Source organism: Paenibacillus sp. FSL H3-0469, assembly GCF_038051945.1.
Classification (GTDB): Bacteria; Bacillota; Bacilli; order Paenibacillales; family Paenibacillaceae; genus Paenibacillus_AQ.
Window position 1 is genome coordinate 2,467,842 of sequence record NZ_CP150302.1, and the last position, 16,828, is coordinate 2,484,669.

Sequence of the window (16,828 nt, forward strand, 5' to 3'; positions counted from 1 at the left end):
ACTCATCTCCTGGGCCTATGTTGTGAATCTATGCTCTAAATATGACGCAAATCCGGCCGCTGTACCATGGATTTATAATCTATTGATTTGTACTTATCTGCTGCGCAGCGTAAATAGAAGTTCTTCCATATCCGCCGGAATCGGCGCGCTGAACTCCTTGTATTCGCCTGTGGAAGGATGTACAAAACCCAGTACCGCTGCATGCAGGGCTTGTCCGTTCATGGTAGTTCCCTTGCTGCGCCCGTAGATTGGATCACCCACCAGCGGATGGCCGATGAACTTCATGTGAACACGGATCTGATGCGTGCGCCCTGTCTCAAGCTGCAGCTCCAGCAGTGTGCAGTCACCAAACCGCTCCAGCACGGTAAAATGCGTCACGGAGCGCTTGCTGTTCTTCTCGGTTACGGTATACAGCTTGCGGTCATGCGGATCACGGCCGATAGGAGCATCTACGGTTCCCTTGTCATGAGACAGATTGCCGTGCACCACTGCGATATAGCGGCGGGTCACACTGTGCTCCTTAAGCTGGGCGGACAGCGAAGCATGACTGGCATCATTCTTAGCTGCCATAATCAGACCGGAGGTATCCTTGTCGATCCGGTGGACAATGCCTGGACGAATCTCGCCGTTAATGCCGGACAGATCCTTGCAATGATACATCAGCGCATTGACCAAAGTGCCGGAGGGATGCCCCACTGCCGGATGCACAACCATGCCGCGCACCTTGTTCACCACAATCACATCGCTGTCCTCATAAGCCACTTCAATCGGAATATCCTGTGCGATCAGGTCCGTAACCTCGGGTTCCGGCACCGTAACGGTTACCTTATCGCCTTCATTCAGCTTATAGTTCGCTTTGACCGGCGCGCCGTTGACCACGACATGGCCACTGCTGATCCATAGCTGAACCTGGGAGCGTGAAATCTCGTCTTCCATGGCCTCTGTAACGTATTTATCAATCCGCTCCCGCGCATTGTCCTCGGCAACGATCCATTCGGTGACGTCTCTTCCTTCCTCGAGGGCGCCAGAATCCGCCAGCTCTTTGACGTCTTTGTTCAAATCATTCATTCCCTTCTTTGACTTCCTGTGATTCCTTCACCTCGGTGACTTCCTGTTCGCCCTTCACTTCCAGCAGCGTGTCCAGAATAATCAGACCCACCCCGACCACAATACAGGAATCGGCCACGTTAAAGATCGGGAACGTATAGCTTCCGAAATTGAACATGAGGAAATCCACAACCTCACCGTTAAGAATCCGGTCCAGGAAGTTGCCGACTGCTCCGCCAAGAACAAGTGCCAGCGCGGTAGGCAGCAGCTTGCGGGTCTTGCGGGTTTTGTTCAGATACCAGACGATTCCGCATACAACGATTACTGTAATCACAATGAAGAACCACTGCTGCCCCTCCAGAATTCCAAAGGCGGCTCCACGATTGCGGTGCGACGTAATAATGAAGAAATCCTTGATTACCGGAATTTGCTCTGCGAGCTCCAGCCGGGTGGCAATCAGATATTTGGTACCCTGGTCAATCAGAAATACAATTAGCGCAATCAGAAAGTACACCACAGAAGTTGTCACTCCGTTCTTATTTTTCCCGCGGCTTCGCGGTACGAATACTGTATAAAGACTTGTATATTGTAGCACAGGCCTCAAGAACCCGTCTATTGCATGACCTGGCAAACCGGTTAAGGCAGGGCACTATTTGCCAGCGCTAAAAAAGGGCCCCGGAGGCCAAGCTATCCGTAGAAGCGGAAACGGTTTTGCCTTCCTTTTAAAGGACGGTACCGTTTCAGCGATTAGCTACCGAAAGGAGCTCACAGCAATGAGCCATCTGACACCACAGCAGCTCTCCGGGCTGCGTACTACTCTCCAGCAGCAGCAGGAGGATATTAAGCACAGGTTGAAGAGCAGCGGACAATACGGACTACAGGAGGCGATGCGGGACAACACTGGAGAGCTGTCCGAAATCGACAACCATCCCGGTGATGCCGCCACAGAGCTGTATAACCGTTCCATGGATATCTCCCTGCTGGAGCGCGATGAGCATGAGCTGGACGATATTGAATCCGCCCTGCGGGCAATGGACGAAGGAACGTACGGCATCTGTATCGCCAGCGGTGAACCCATTCCTTATGAGCGGCTGGCCGCCCTTCCCTCCACCCGCTACACGAAAGAGCATGCTCCCCGCCAGAGCGCTCCATTCACCCGTCCGGCCGAGGAGGAGCTGCTGTCTCCGCCGTTTGGCCGCACCAGTCTGGATGAGCGGGATGACCAGAATGGCTTCGATGGCGAGGATGCCTGGCAGATCGTAGAGAGCTGGGGCAATTCAGATTCGCCTGCGATGGCTGAAGGCAGCAACATCGGCTCCTACAATGATATGGAGATCGAAGCGGACGAAACCGAGGGCTTCGTGGAGCCCTGGGAGAATTTCGTAGCCACCGACATTTCCGGCAATCATCTGATGATTATCAAGGGCAACAGCTACCGCCATTACATGGATGACGAGGAAGGCGACTACCTGCTGGACCCGACCCGAAAAGAGCGGAAGTAGCAGAGCTTGCACAGCAAATAAGCACAAACCATGCCCAGCTAATGCTTGGCAATGGTTAGGAACGATCCGATGAAGAGAAAACCCCACCAATGTGGGGTTATTTCAGGTTCAGCCGCACTTAGAACGTCTTCAGCTCCAGCTGATGCTGGACAATCCGCACAATGTCCGCGATATAGTCGCCGATAATCGGCAGATTGAGCGCGCCCAGCACCTGAAGCACATAAATAATCGTCGCCGCAAAAAAAGTGAATCCAAGCGCAATCCCCAGCCCCCTGGCTACTCCGGAGAGGATGTTCAGCCAGATCAGCCGGAAGGGGGAATACAGTAGCTCGGTATATTCCGAGATCCGTGACTTCTCCATCTGCTGGGCCAGACTCGTGGTCATCCGGTACAGGGCGTTCAGCTTCTCTTCCGGGGGAAGATCGGCCGGATCAACGGCTCTGTCCGTGGTTCTGATCGAAATTCTGCCCGGCTCTTCCGGCTCTTCCGGCTGCTCCGCAGGATTCTTCCCCTCTTTCCATCCCCCCATGCCCCTGCACCTCCTGTTGTCTATACGCCGCAAAACAAACGAGCCCGGTCAAAGAGAATTCTCTCTTTAAGCACAGGGCTCGTCATTTGCATTCTAACCCGTGGAAACTTTTCCTTTGCGGCTAGTATATGCCATACAGGGACAAGTAATACAGGTAATGCGCGGCCGCTCCAGAGTTAAGCGCCGATATGAATACCGAAGCTCTTGCCGCCGGCATCCACTGTCTCATAGGTATAATCTCCGTCAAAATCCACCGTAGTCAACAGTACATTCTCACGCAGCACATGCTCGAATGCGGTCACCGCCGCCTTCAGCTCGTCATCGACATGCAGGGTCAGGGCAATGCGCTTGTCAATCGGCAGATCCAGACGTTTACGGTAATCCTGCACAGCACGTACGACTTCGCGCACCCAGCCTTCCTGTACCAGCTCCGGTGTGATTTCTGTGTTCAAGGCCACTGTCAGTCCATAGCCGGAAGCGGAAGCAAAGCCAGGTTTGGCCTGCTTCTCAACCAGCAGCTCCTCGGACGTAATCTGCAGCTCTTCTCCGTCCGGTGACACGATGGCGATAACGCCTTCTTGTACCGCTTTGCGGGTAGCGTCACTGTCCATCGCTTTGAGGAAGCCTTGCAGGAAGCCGACGCTCTTGCCGTATTTCTTGCCTGCCACCTTCAGGTTCAGCTTCAGGGTGAAGTCTACGAAGCCGCTGTCGCTGTGCTCGATGACGATATTTTTGACGTTGATCTCTTCTTTGATCAGCTCTTCATAATCCGCCACGTTAAAGTTGTCAGGCGTGGACGCAATCAGCTCAGACAACGGCTGGCGGTTCTTGATGCCGCTCTCGTTGCGGACGTTACGGGCCAGCTCAACGATGCCGCGGGCGTACTCCATATCTTTTTCCAGGGCAAGGTCGATCAGGTTCTCGTCCGCTGCCGGATAGTCTGCCAGATGTACACTCTCTCCGCCGCCCAGGTTCGTGAAGATATCCTCGGACAGCATCGGGGTAAATGGAGCCATCAGCTTGGCTGTGGTTAACAGGACATGCGTAAGGGTGCGGTAAGCATCCAGCTTCTCTTCGCCCAGCCCGCTGCCCCAGAACCGGTCACGGGAACGGCGGATGTACCAGTTGCTCAGCTCATCCACGAAATTCTCAATGGCCTTGGAGGTGTTCACGAAGTCATTCACGGCCAGCCCTTTATCCACCAGCACGATCAGGCTGTTCAGACGGGACAGAATCCAGCGGTCGAGCTTATGCTCAGATACCTTGAACGGGTGATCCGCAGGATCATAGCCGTCGATTCCGGCATACAGCGTAAGGAAAGCATGCGTGTTCACCAGAGTGTCCACTACCTTGGACTTCGTCTCCCCGACCAGCCCCCGCGAGAACCGCTTGTTGTTCCACGGCGCACTGTCAGACAGAATGGCCCAGCGGAAGGCATCCGTGCCGTATTCGTTCATGATCTCCCATGGGTCAATGACATTGCCTTTGGATTTGGACATCTTTTGGCCGTTCTCATCGAAAATATGTCCGTGGGCGATAACCGCCTTGTATGGTGCCTTACCCGTGAACAGGGTCGATACCGCCAGCAGGCTGTAGAACCAGCCGCGCGTCTGGTCGATCCCTTCGCAGATCATATCCGCCGGATACTGGTCCTCGAACCGGTCTTGATTCTCGAACGGATAATGACTCTGGGCGAACGGCATCGAGCCGCTGTCGAACCAGACGTCGATCACTTCCGGGGTGCGGACCATGACGGCACCTTCGCTGAACGGGCTGCGCAGCTGGATATTATCCACGTACGGCTTATGCAGCTCGATATCTTCAGCGACCTCGCCGACGGCCATCGCTCTCAGCTCGGCGATGCTGTGCGGCGCAAATTCCTTGCCGGTCTCCTGGCAGACCCATACGTTAAGCGGCGTCCCCCAGTAGCGGTTACGGCTGATATTCCAGTCCACCAGCTCCTCCAGGAACTTGCCGAAGCGGCCTTCGCGCACATGGTCCGGGTACCAATCTACACTGTTATTGTTGGCAATCAGCTGATCCTTGATCGCTGTTGTCTGGATGAACCAGCTGTCTGTTGCATAATAGAGCAGCGGGGTGTCGCAGCGCCAGCAGAACGGATAACTGTGCTCGTATTTCTCCTTGTGGTAGAGCAGTCCGCGTTCAGACAGCACCTTCACGATATCCAGGTCACAATCCTTCACGAACCGTCCGGCAAAATCACTCACTACATCCGTGTATTTCCCGGAAGCATCTACTACATTCACGAAGCTGATCCCATTCTCGCGGCAGCTCTTATAGTCGTCTTCCCCGTGTGCCGGAGCCATATGTACGATCCCGGTACCGCTGGAATCTGTTACAAAAGAGGCTCCGACAATCACATTATGCTTCTCCGCCTTGATATAACCGAACGGCGGTGTATAGCTCTGGCCGATAAAGTCAGCGCCAGTGTGTGTAGACAGGATGGTGTACTCACCCTTCAGCACTTCGTCCACCAGGTTCTTCGCCAGTACATACACACCGTCTTCCTGCTGCGCACGCACATATTCCATAGCCGGATTCATCGCCAGCGCCATATGCGCCGGAAGCGTCCAAGGCGTGGTCGTCCAAGCCAGCACATAGTCGCCGCTGCCGTCCAGCTTGAACTTGGCGGTAGCACTCAGATCCTTAACGGTCTTATACCCCTGGGCAACTTCATGGGAGCTGAGGGTCGTCTGGCAGCTCGGGCAGTAAGGGCTAACGCGGTGACCGCGGTACATCAGGCCTTTCTCATGAACCGTAGCCAGGATGTTCCACACGCTCTCAATATACGTATTATCCAGCGTTACATATGGATGATCCAGATCGGTCCAGTAGCCGATCGCTTCTGTGAATTCCCGCCACTGCTTCTCATAGCCGAAGACACTTTCCTTACATTCCTTGATGAACTTCTCGACGCCGTATTCTTCGATATCCTGCTTGCCGGAGATGCCGAGCTTCTTCTGCACCCCGAGCTCTACCGGCAGGCCGTGCGTATCCCAGCCCGCTTTGCGGATGACGCGGAAGCCCTTCATGGTCTGGTAGCGGCCGATAAAATCCTTGATGACCCGGCCCAGCACGTGCCCGATATGCGGCACTCCGTTCGCCGTCGGCGGCCCTTCGTAGAATACGTAGTTCGGGCGTCCCTCGCGGTTCTCCATCGAGCGGCGGAACGTGTCCTCCTCGCTCCACTTTTTCAAGATCCGGACATCTCTGGCCCGGGCTTTTTCTTTGACGTCTACCTTATGCATGATGGTCAATCCCTTCGTTTAGAAAATATTTCAAAACCTTCAACCTTTTATAAAAGCTTTTCGATCCCTCCCAAACCCTCCCTTCGCCAAGGGAGGGCCCCAAGGGCGCTGCCCTCTGGACACCCTAAATCAGTGCATCGTGTAAGGAGCAGGGTCAGTGGACGGGAAGGATTACTTTGGCGGAGTCCTCAGCCCTTCTTAGGCTGCCCTGACGGGTACGCCTGCGGGGCCTTAACTGCGCTAGGGCAACGGGCTTGCCCGGGGGCCTTGCCGTTCGTTCTTGGGACTCCCGGCCCGCGAACCCAAAGGGCAGCACTGGACGGGGGCTTGCCGTTCGTTCTTGGGCCTCCCGGCCCGCGAACCCGGAGGGCAGCACTGGACGGGGGCTTGCCGTTGGCTCTCGGGCCACCCGGCCCGCGATCCCGGAGGGCAGCACTGGACGGGGGGCTTGCCGTTCGTTCTTGGGCCACCCGGCCCGCGAACCCGGAGGGCAGCACTGGACGGGCTGCGTAGTTAGCGCTGTTAAGGCCCCGCAGGCGTACCGGCTAGGGCAGCCTAAGAAGGGCCGATCCTACGCCGAAGTAATCCCTTCCCGTCCGCCGCCCCCTCTCCATACTCGGAGCCCTTGTTGCGGGTGTCCAGAGGGCGGCCAGCCCTTGGGGTCCCCCTTGGAAGGGGGATTTAGGGGGATCTAAGCCGATTTAGGGGGATGCCCAACACACAAATAAACGCCGCCCCGCCCCCAAAGGGGCGAGACGACGCTCGCGATACCACCCTAATTTGCACTGCACGCACATCCTAAGGGGTGTGGATTCAGTACAATCTCAGTCCGCAGGCAATAGACAACCTTGCGGGTCCGGGATAACGTCCGGCAGACGGCGGAGCCTACACACGTATACACGCTTCAGCTTAGCTTCTAGGGGAGGATCTTCGGGTAAGGCGTGAACGATCGGCTCGCAGCAAGCACCGACTCTCTGGAGAACGTTACCTTATCGTACTTGTCCCGTCATCGAATTTGGATTCAATGGATACAGATATGTTCTAGTTATAGACGTTTTCGCCCCAATTGTCAAGGCGGATTACAGCAGCAGGTCCCAGCTCAGCGGGGTGCCGGCGGGCAGACCGGTTCTCAAGCGTTTGCCGATGAGCAGATCATAATATTTGGGCGCGAGGCCGTAGCCGGGACGGATGACTTTGAGGTTATCCGCAGTGAGCAGGTCTCCGGCCTTGATATCCTTGGAGGTATAGACAGACCGTCTGAACTGCAGGGATTTCTCTTCTTCGGGGGTGGGGCCGATGGAGACGCCGCCGAGTGCCCTCCAGGCTGTATCTGTCTCCCGGACCAGGGAAGCGAACTCTGCCGGCTCCAAAGAGAAGGCAGCATCCACTCCCCCTTCCGCACGGTTCAGGGTGAAATGCTTTTCGATCACGGTACTGCCCAGCGCGACGCTTGCTACTGCTGCCCCTACGCCCAGGGTATGGTCAGACAGGCCTACCTGAGCACGGAAGACATCGCGCAGATACGGAATGGTGTTAAGGTTGGTATTCTCGGGCGAAGCCGGATAGCTGCTGGTGCATTTGAGCAGTATATATTCCTGGCAGCCTGCCCCGGTAATGGTGTGGACAGCCTGTTCAATATCGCCAAGCGAGGCCATCCCGGTGGAAATGATCATTGGCTTCCCTTTGGAGGCCACCTTCCGCAATAAGGGAATATCATTATTTTCAAAGGAAGCGATCTTGTAGCAGTCGACGCCGAGCGTCTCCAGGAATTCGAGCGAGGACTCATCAAACGGGGTGCTGAACGGGATCATCCCGAGTGCCCTGCACGAAGCAAAGATAGGCTCATGCCACTCCCAAGGCGTATATGCCTCAGCATACAGCTCATACAGCGATTTTCCCTTCCACAGTCCGTTCGATTCCCCAATCATGAAATCCTTACTCCGTAGATTAAGCGTCATAGTATCCGGCGTATAGGTCTGGATTTTGAACGCATGAGCGCCAGCCCGGGCAGCGGCCTTAACGATTTCGAGCGCACGGTCCAGGGACTTATTATGATTACCGGACATTTCCGCGATAACAAAAGGCGGATGCCCGCTGCCGATAGTACGGTTACCGATCCTGATTTCCTTCATGGCCTGTCGTTGCCTCCTCTGTCAGCCGTAGCCTGCGGCTCTCCCATGGCTCCCGGAACAGGGCCATCAAGACCACATCCACAGGCTGATGATTTCTGATCCGTTGCCTGCACAGCCTGCCTTCCTCTACGAAGCCTAGTTTACGGTGATAGGACAAGCTCCGCTGATTAAAATCCAGGATTTGCGCGCATACCTTACTTAGCTGCTCTACCTGAAAAATATGCTCCAGCGCCAAGATTCCCATCATGGTACCGGAGCCGGGGGGACAGCTCTTGTCCCCTATATAAAAGCCCCATTCACAGGTCTTGTGGATCCTGTCGATCTGCGAGAACTGCACGAAGCCCACCGGTGTGTCCAGATAGTAACAGATCCGGACGACCCGGCTGGTATCCTCCGCTATGGCATGCATCCAGCTAAGATGCTCTTCCAGCGGAATCATCCCGTCATGATTCATATAGGGCCGGATGTGATCGGCATTGCGCCATTCCCATATTAGCCGGCTATGCTTCTCACTCAGCTTCTCAAGCCTGTATTTCCTTAGGTCTGCCATAGTCCCCTCCCATAATCCTGTCTATGACCTCATCCCATTTATCCTCTCCCATCAGACGGAGCGCCTGCTCTGACATGGCCCGTACCCCCGCCGGGTCAGCCAGCATAGCCTTAAGCCCCTGCTCAATCTCTTGGGCAGTCACCTCACTACTCTTCCCCAGGCTTAATGCAGCCCCCTTCGCATGAACCAAGGCCGTGATCTCCCGCTGATTATCCGCCGTAATAATGCACAGCGAAGGCAGGCCCAGGTAACAGCGCTCCCAGGTCGTACTTCCGCCTGCTCCGATGGAGAGATCCGCCTTCTGCATCAAGTCAGCCATGTAATCAATCTGACAATGGAAGCTGGCCTGCGGCATCGTGTCACATAACGCTGCTATGTCATCCTTGCGGCGGTTCATTCCGCCTGCTACGACATCCAGCTTCAGGTTAGCGAAGGCGGGACTTTGCAGGGCCTGCAAGGTTTTGAGAGTCTCCCCCGTAGGATCGGTGCCGCCAAAAAACACCAGGACCCGGCTTATGCTTCCGTCACGCTCAGCCAGCCCCCGCTTAGCCGCGCGGAATTCAGGCCGGAGCAGTGTATAGCAGGTGCCTGTCAATTTCGTGCAGTAAGCAGGAAGCAACCCCTGGTAACGGTCTCTGGCAGCGGATGGATTGGGGTCCAGCAGCAGATCACACTCATGCGGGCGGTCCGCCAGATCGTCGATGGCTACTATCTTCTTCACTTTCCCCTGTACCCATGTCTCCCACCGCTTATCAATCCCGTAATGGTCGATAATAAGCCAATCCGCAGGAGCAGCCCCCTCCAGCCGCTGCACCGTCTCCATAGCATCGGTCCGCCAATCCACCTGAAGCCAGAATGCGGCGTACGACGGATCATCCGGCGGCGGCAGCAACTCCACCGCATAGCCCTGGCCTCTGATATAGTCGGCCAGATTCCCCGGCAGCTCACGGCAAATGAACGTGATCTGCCCGCCTCTGGCGGCAAGCCCGCCTGCAAGTGTCAGGCAGCGCATGATATGGCCCGTGCCCATAGAATACGAGGAATCGGCCCGAATCCATATATTCATTCGATTAGCTGCTGTGCTTACCATGCGGTCCAGCCTCCGTCAACAGAGATATTCTCACCTGTAACATAGCTTGAGGCGGCGGAAGCCAGGAATACCATCACTCCCTTCAAATCTTCAGGAGTGCCGATCCTGCCCAGCGGATTCTTCCTTTCCAGCTGCCGGATGAACTGCGGATCGGCAGCTTGAACCGCTGCATTAGGAAAGGGCCCGGGCGATACCGTATTCGCTCTGATTCCATGTTGCCCGAAGTGGCAGGCAATGTAACGGGTAAACTGGCCTATCGCTGCTTTACCGGCTCCGTAATTAGCGGGATTATCCATCCCGCTGTCTCCGTAGACCTCCGGGTTAGGCGAGACCAGCCCGTACATCGAGGAGACGTTAATGATGGAGCCTCTCTTTTGCTCAACCATATAGGGCAGGACCGCTTTGACACATCTGAAGGTTCCATTGATCGTCCCGTCCAGCCCGGTCAGCCACTGCTCTTCACTCATGTCCGCCAGCTTGGCCGCTGAACTGAACGCAGCATTATTGACTAAGATATCTATGGTACCGGCCGCTTCAGCGATGCTCTGAATACATTCTCTGACTGATGCTTCCTGCCGGATATCCATCGCCTTGCCGAAGCAGGCTGCTCCGGTGGTGCGGGCAATGGCCTCCGCAGCCTCCTTGCAGCGCTGCCCGTTCGAGCTGACCAGATAGACTGCCGCGCCTGCCTCAGCCAGCCCCTCCGCTATGGCAGTGCCCAGATAACCGGCACCTCCGGTCACCACCGCTGCCTTGCCTTGCAGATTAAATAATTCTTGAAGAGTATGCATCTTGTTAATTCCACCTCCTGGGGTCAATGATCTCTACAGGAATATCCGCAAAGGATTCACCAAGCGTCTGTCTCACCGCCCGGCTTAGAGGAGGCAATGCCATCATCCGCAGATTCTCCTGCACCTGCTCCACCGTCTCGCAGCCAATCACCAGCCCGGATATCCCCGGAAGATCCCTTACATAGAGGAAACACAGCTCTTTAACCGGTATCCCGGTTTCCTTGCTGTATCTGATTAATCGTAACAACGGCTGCTCCGCTTGCTTCAGCCCAGCCGGAAGCTGCTCCGGTGCCATCAGCAGCAGGCCTTGCAGATAGACGCTGCGGACGAAGATTTCTGTTCCCTTCCGGGCGAGCTGCTCCAGCATTCCATTAACGAGCCATCTCTGATCCAGGACATTCAGCGGAATTTGAATGCTGTCCAGCCCCTCCAAGCGCATAAAATCCGCAACATCCTCCGCATCATACACAGATACACCGATTCTGCGGATTAATTGCTGCCGCTTCAGCTCCTGCAGCACTCGCAGAATTTCGCCGCCCTGGTAAGTCATATCGAGCGGATCATGCAAGAGACAAGCGTCCAGCGCAGAACACTTCAGCCGGTCCAGGGAAGCATGCACGGAAGAGGTGACGAACCTCCTCCGCGCTTCCTCCGTGTGCAGCCGCAGCCGCTGGACGGAAGGGAGCTTCGTCACAATCTGCGGCCGGCTCTGCGGATCTGCACCTTCCAGGCAATCTCCGATGATAGACTCACTGTCCCCGTATCCCGGCGCGGTATCCAAATAACCGATCCCTGAGGAGAGGGCATATCGGAGCAGTTCGTTCCTCTGTTGCACAGAGGAGTTCGCAGCTGCATTCGCAATCCCGTAATTTCCGCCCAGCTGGGCCGTCCCCAGCACAAGGCCCGCTTTGTTTATCATCATCCGATGCCTCGCTAACGTTATAATTTCTTGTTCAGGGTGGTTGCTGCATTCAGCTCCTTGACCAGCTCCGTATCATCCCGCCATTTCACACGAATGCCCCGGTTGTGCTCGGCCACCTCAGGGTGTTCCTGAAGGAATGCCTTCAATTCTTCGAAGAATAGCGGTCTTGCCCCCACATCCAGTGCCTGATAGACCGTCTCGAACAGCTCCAGATCCTGAATCTCATCCATGGTCAACCGCCACTCAGGATGCACCCACTCCCCAGGAAGATCCACTGCATTGATCTTGAAGAGATGCGGATTGTTGAAAAAGTAAAAGGACAGATATTCCGCATGCGTAAGCGGATTGGAATAGTGCAGCAGCCTTCTCAGCGCTTCAACGGTAAAAACATCCCCGACCGTCCCCATGGTCGACTCCTTGGCGTAGGTGAAGTCTGCACCGCTTGCCAGATGCCGGTCTATCAGAAGCTGAAGCATCTCCGGGGAAATAGCCGGATTGTCGCCGGTCACCCGGACCACGATATCCGCCTGGGCCGCTTCTGCCACGCTCAGCATTCTTGCAGCCACATTGTCCGGGTCGCCGGTGACCACCTTCACCTGATCGTTCAGGGTGAACGCCGTAAGCGGCTGGTCGTCCGGCAGATCCGAGGTGGCCAGCACCACCTCATAGCCGCCCGGCACAGCCAGACAATTCATCAGGCATCTTTCGATGGCCGCAATACCGTGAATCTCGCGCAGCGCCTTGCGGCGGAGCCGGGTGGATTTCAATCTGCAGATGACAGCAATGCAGATTTTGGGTGCTTTTACCTTCCCGGGCGTGAGGGGTGTGTTCGCAGGAATGGCTGAGGTGGCAATCATAGGAAATGGTATGGAAGCCTTGCTTGCCATGAGGGCATCCGGCATAGATGAACGTTTATAGCATATGTTCTCAGGCGTGATCATTTCACCCGGGCGCAGCTCTCTGCGGGAGACGATCCTCAGAGAGGAATCCTCCAGATACCTTCTTTCCGATTCGTTAATTTCGAGACTGCCCTGTACACACTCTGCCCGGCGCAGCTTCTCCACCATCCGCCCGAATTCCTCCGGCTCAAGCGCGGAATAATAATCAATGCCTTTCTCCGCACGGTTCAAGGTAATGTGCTTCTCAATGACACTGGCCCCCAGCAGATAGGCATAGACCGGAAGATCAACCGCCATTTCATGATCAGCATCCTCATGGTCTGCGAAGCCCACCTCCAGCTGATAGGTCTGCTTGAGATGGGCGATGCGGCTCAGATTGGAATCCTCTGTCCGGGTCGGATAGCCCTGGAAGCCGTGCATAAGCACGATTGGACCTTTGAAATGGCTGCGGATGTAGGATAATTGGGAGTCCATCTCTTCCTCCAGCCATCCGCTTACGCCGATGAGTAAGGGCTTATTGAACCTGTGCAGGGCTAGAGTCAAGGGCAGCGACTGGAGTACGGTTGTGGGTAATTTCAAGCCGTCTACCTGCGATTCAAGCTCCGCGAGCAGCCCGACACTCCATTCATCATAGAGATCTACCCAGACCTCCAGCCCCTCAGCCTTGGCAAGCTGGACAGCCTCCGCCCATTGCTGCTTGCCGATGAACAAATCGATATACGTCTGATAATGGATGAAATCCGGCACCGCCAGGCTGTCGTAATGGAACCATTGAAATTTCACCCCGTCAGCGCCGCTGCGTGCGGCTGCGAGGATCAGCTCCCGCAGCCGGCGGGGGTCGCCCCAATGGGCATTGGCAATTTCGGCAATCACCTTCACTTTGCCCACATTAATCCCCTCCCTTCTCTATTTTTATTTGGAGTAGTGGCGGATCACCTTCTTGACCGCTGCGACCACATCCATCACATCTTCAGCTTCCATGCCCGCATATAGCGGGAGTGTAATGAATTCCTCATAGCAGCTTTCAGCGACCGGACAGATTCCCTTGCGGAACCCCAAGCTTTCGTAGTACGGGTGCAGATAGGCAGGGATGTAGTGGACGTTTACGCCGATGTTCTCCTTTTGCAGCGCCTGAAAGACCGTCTTCCTGGTAGCCGTCAGCTTGGAGAGCTGAAGTCTGACAATGAACAGATGCCAGCTCGACTCCGACTCTGGAAGCTGGTGCGGAAGAATGAGCTCCTCGGTGGCGCTCAGCTCTTGCAGATACAAGGCGGCAAGCTGCTTGCGCTTCTCGATGAAGCTCCCGATTCTGCGTAACTGGGAGATGCCAAGTGAAGTCTGTATATCTGTGATCCGGTAGTTGTAGCCGAGGAACTGCATCTCATAATACCAGGGTCCGTGATTCTCCCTTAACTTGCGCTCATCCCTGGTGATGCCGTGGGTGCGGAACTGCAGCAGCTTCTCGTAATACACCGGGTTATTTGTAGTGATCATTCCGCCTTCTCCCGTTGTTATATGCTTTACTGGATGAAAGCTGAACATAGTCATGTCCCCGATCGCCCCAATGCTTGTATTCTTATATCTCGCACCAAGCGCATGGGCGGCATCCTCAATCACGATCAAATTATGCTCCCTTGCAATCTGCAGGATCTCATCAAGCTGTGCCGGCTGACCCGTGAAATGGACGGGAATAATCGCTTTCGTTCTAGCAGTAATTCTCTCCCTGATCCGCTGCGGATCAAGATTATATGTCCGCGGATCGATATCGGCGAATACCGGTACGCCCCCCTGATACAGCACACAGTTCGCAGTAGCGGCAAACGTCATGGGAGTCGTAATCACCTCATCTCCTTCGCCGATCCCGGCGGCATAACAGGCCCCGTGCAGTGCCGCAGTTCCGCTGGAGAAGGCCACCGCATATTTTGCCCCGGTAAACGCTGCGATCTCTGCTTCGAATTGCTCAATGGCCGGGCCGCTGGTCAAATAATCACTTTGCAGCACCTTGACCACGGACTCAATATCCTCGTCATCGATCATCTGTCTCCCATACGGCAAGTAGTGGGCACGTACAGGCTTCCCGCCGTCAATGGCCAGTTTGCTTTTACTCATGATTGGTTCGGCTCCTTTCGGTGAAAGGTCTCAAGAATCCATTGCTCTGTCTGCCGGATGCCCTCTTGGATGGTAACCTTAGGTGTCCAGGACAATTGCTTCTCTGCCTTGTTGTAATTGCATAAGAGCTTCTGAATCTCACTCTGCGGGTGAATATGGGGAACATGCTGGACCGGTGCCTGCCCGTCTGCAATCAGCTCGGCCAATTGATTGACGGTGATATCCTCACCCGTGCCTGCATTAACAATTTCTCCATGCAGCTTGTCGCTGTAGCCCGCCTCCACTACGAAATCTGCACAGTCCAAGACATATAATAGATCCCGTGACTGGGTGCCGTCCCCGTAGATATTCAGCGGCTGGCCTTTTAATTTGCTGTGGATGAAGATCGCCACAACGCCGCCTTCGCCGCCGGTTTTCTGATAGGGACCATACGTGTTAAACGGCCTTACGACGACCACCGGCAGATCATAAGCATGGAAATAGGATAGTACCATGTTCTCCGCAGCGATCTTGGCCCCGGCATAGGGAGAGGCTGGCTTGACAGGAGATTGCTCGTCAATTCCCTGTTCATCCGCCGCCCGGGCGTAGACCATGCAGGTACTCATGAAGACCATCTTCACCTGCTGCTTGCGGCATTCCTCGAGCAGATAGAAGGTGGCCAGTGTATCATTGTTGAACGTGGTCTCAGGATCATCTATGCTGTCTTGCACATTAATACTTGCTGCCAGATGGTAGCACAGGTCGAAGGAGGTCTCACGGAAAAGCTTTTTCAAGGCTTCTCTGTCCTTGAGATCCATGATCTGCACCTTCTGTAAATACTCATGATCTTCATACTCCTTCAGATTATCCAGCGATGAATTCGCCAGATTATCGACGACCCATACCCTTTGTCCATCCTTTAACAAACGTCCGACTACCCATCTGCCGATGAAGCCGGCACCTCCGGTTACGAGTATATTCATAGTAGCCTCCATTAGATTAGATTTTGTTCCGATGCCAGCTTCTTGACCTGCTCCTTCGTCAGCGGGATCTCTCTTTCGGAGCTGTAGGTGCCCGGCTTCGGCCTGCTTGCTTCCCGGTAGGACTGCGGTGCAGCATAGGGGGAAGGGACAATGTATACATCCTGTAATTCAAAAGCGCTTAGGGATTCCTCGTGGGTCATCAGTTCTTCATATCTCTTCTCGCCCGGCTTCAGGCCGATCTCCAGGATCTTCACTGCAGTCGGGAGGGTCCCATATTTCTTCGGCGCCTCCTCGGCTACAACCTCAGCCAGATCCTTCAGCCTGATCACCGGCATCTTCAGAATAAAAGTCTCACCACCCTTCGCCAGCTGCAGGGACTGAACGGTCAGCCGGGTTGCCTGCTCCAGCGTCATCATGAACCTTGTCATGGACAGATCTGTTACGGTGATCGCCCTGCCTTCTCTCGCCTGCTTCACAAACAAGGGAATGACAGACCCTCTGGAGCCCATCACATTCCCGAACCGTACGGTGCAGAACACCGTTTGGCCGGAGCCGCCTGAGGTGACGGCAGAGGAAATCAGCTTCTCCGCAGACAGCTTGGTGGCTCCGTAGTTGTTGGTCGGTGAAATGGCTTTATCTGTGCTTGTAAAAATGACCTTGCATACCTTCTGCTGCTTCGCTGCCTGAATCACGTTATGAGTGCCGATAATGTTTGTAAGTACAGCCTCGAACGGGTTATATTCACAGAAGGATACATGCTTCATAGCAGCTGTATGGAACACATAATCTATCCCCTCCATTGCAGCCAGCACACGGTCATAATCCCGGACATCTCCGATCAGGTAGCTAAGTCTTGCGTTCCCTTGCAGCTCATCCTGCAGCTCGAACTGCTTATACTCGTCTCTGCTGAGAATCCGGATGATCTCTGGCTCCTGCTTCAGAAGGAGCTTTGCAATACTTTTTCCGATGGTGCCGGTACCGCCGATAATCAGAATCCTTTTATTCCGGAAGAACATGCTCTCCACC

At 55.1% G+C, this 16,828-nt stretch carries 14 protein-coding genes and 1 other annotated feature; of the genes, 1 reads left to right on the forward strand and 13 read right to left on the reverse strand.

Translation table 11 applies throughout. The features are described 5' to 3' along the window. Window positions 1-93: 93 nt before the first annotated feature. Both NSS83_RS10720 and lspA read right to left on the reverse strand, forming a co-directional pair. Window positions 94-1,068, reverse strand: a complete 975-nt coding sequence (locus NSS83_RS10720) for an RluA family pseudouridine synthase (protein ID WP_341184491.1) — start codon at window positions 1,066-1,068, stop codon at window positions 94-96. Next, window positions 1,061-1,564: a signal peptidase II gene (lspA, locus tag NSS83_RS10725; protein WP_341185232.1), complete on the reverse strand. Its 504-nt coding sequence runs from the start codon at window positions 1,562-1,564 to the stop codon at window positions 1,061-1,063. The genes NSS83_RS10720 and lspA overlap by 8 nt, the downstream gene beginning before the upstream one ends. A 256-nt stretch (window positions 1,565-1,820) precedes the next feature. On the opposite strand from lspA, the gene NSS83_RS10730 reads away from it, so the two are divergent. Beyond that, a complete protein-coding gene (locus NSS83_RS10730) occupies window positions 1,821-2,549 on the forward strand; it encodes a TraR/DksA C4-type zinc finger protein (RefSeq protein ID WP_341184490.1) in 729 nt (242 codons plus the stop codon). Between the two features lie 118 nt (window positions 2,550-2,667). Here the strand turns inward: NSS83_RS10730 and NSS83_RS10735 are convergent, their stop codons facing one another. The 11 genes from NSS83_RS10735 to NSS83_RS10785 all read right to left on the reverse strand — a co-directional run bounded on the left by NSS83_RS10735 (window position 2,668) and on the right by NSS83_RS10785 (window position 16,818). Beyond that, on the reverse strand, window positions 2,668-3,078 hold the full coding sequence (locus NSS83_RS10735; protein ID WP_341184489.1) for a DUF5665 domain-containing protein: 411 nt from the start codon (window positions 3,076-3,078) through the stop codon (window positions 2,668-2,670). 176 nt (window positions 3,079-3,254) lie between these two features. Next, entirely contained in the window at window positions 3,255-6,347 is a 3,093-nt protein-coding gene (ileS, locus tag NSS83_RS10740; RefSeq protein WP_341184488.1) for an isoleucine--tRNA ligase, read from the reverse strand. A gap of 743 nt (window positions 6,348-7,090) precedes the next feature. Beyond that, window positions 7,091-7,366: a binding site (T-box leader), on the reverse strand. Between the two features lie 60 nt (window positions 7,367-7,426). Further along, window positions 7,427-8,479: a pseudaminic acid synthase gene (gene pseI / locus NSS83_RS10745; protein ID WP_341348242.1), complete on the reverse strand. Its 1,053-nt coding sequence runs from the start codon at window positions 8,477-8,479 to the stop codon at window positions 7,427-7,429. Beyond that, on the reverse strand, window positions 8,457-9,029 hold the full coding sequence (gene pseH, locus NSS83_RS10750; protein WP_341348243.1) for a UDP-4-amino-4,6-dideoxy-N-acetyl-beta-L-altrosamine N-acetyltransferase: 573 nt from the start codon (window positions 9,027-9,029) through the stop codon (window positions 8,457-8,459). The genes pseI and pseH overlap by 23 nt, the downstream gene beginning before the upstream one ends. Next, complete coding sequence (gene pseG / locus NSS83_RS10755) at window positions 9,001-10,095, reverse strand: UDP-2,4-diacetamido-2,4,6-trideoxy-beta-L-altropyranose hydrolase (protein ID WP_341348244.1); 1,095 nt, start codon at window positions 10,093-10,095, stop codon at window positions 9,001-9,003. The genes pseH and pseG overlap by 29 nt, the downstream gene beginning before the upstream one ends. 17 nt (window positions 10,096-10,112) lie before the next feature. Then, a complete protein-coding gene (locus tag NSS83_RS10760; protein ID WP_341184483.1) occupies window positions 10,113-10,910 on the reverse strand; it encodes an SDR family oxidoreductase in 798 nt (265 codons plus the stop codon). Between the two features lie 4 nt (window positions 10,911-10,914). Then, window positions 10,915-11,832, reverse strand: coding sequence for an aldo/keto reductase (locus NSS83_RS10765; RefSeq protein WP_341348245.1), 918 nt, complete (start codon window positions 11,830-11,832; stop codon window positions 10,915-10,917). 17 nt (window positions 11,833-11,849) lie between these two features. Next, complete coding sequence (locus NSS83_RS10770; protein ID WP_341348246.1) at window positions 11,850-13,619, reverse strand: N-acetylneuraminate synthase family protein; 1,770 nt, start codon at window positions 13,617-13,619, stop codon at window positions 11,850-11,852. A gap of 24 nt (window positions 13,620-13,643) precedes the next feature. Beyond that, entirely contained in the window at window positions 13,644-14,840 is a 1,197-nt protein-coding gene (pseC, locus tag NSS83_RS10775; protein ID WP_341184480.1) for a UDP-4-amino-4,6-dideoxy-N-acetyl-beta-L-altrosamine transaminase, read from the reverse strand. Beyond that, window positions 14,837-15,802 (reverse strand): GDP-mannose 4,6-dehydratase, encoded by a 966-nt coding sequence (locus NSS83_RS10780; protein ID WP_341184479.1) that lies wholly within the window; start codon window positions 15,800-15,802, stop codon window positions 14,837-14,839. Before NSS83_RS10780 ends, pseC begins: the two co-directional genes overlap by 4 nt. 11 nt (window positions 15,803-15,813) lie before the next feature. Beyond that, window positions 15,814-16,818 (reverse strand): SDR family NAD(P)-dependent oxidoreductase, encoded by a 1,005-nt coding sequence (locus NSS83_RS10785; protein ID WP_341348247.1) that lies wholly within the window; start codon window positions 16,816-16,818, stop codon window positions 15,814-15,816. Between the last annotated feature and the right edge of the window lie 10 nt (window positions 16,819-16,828).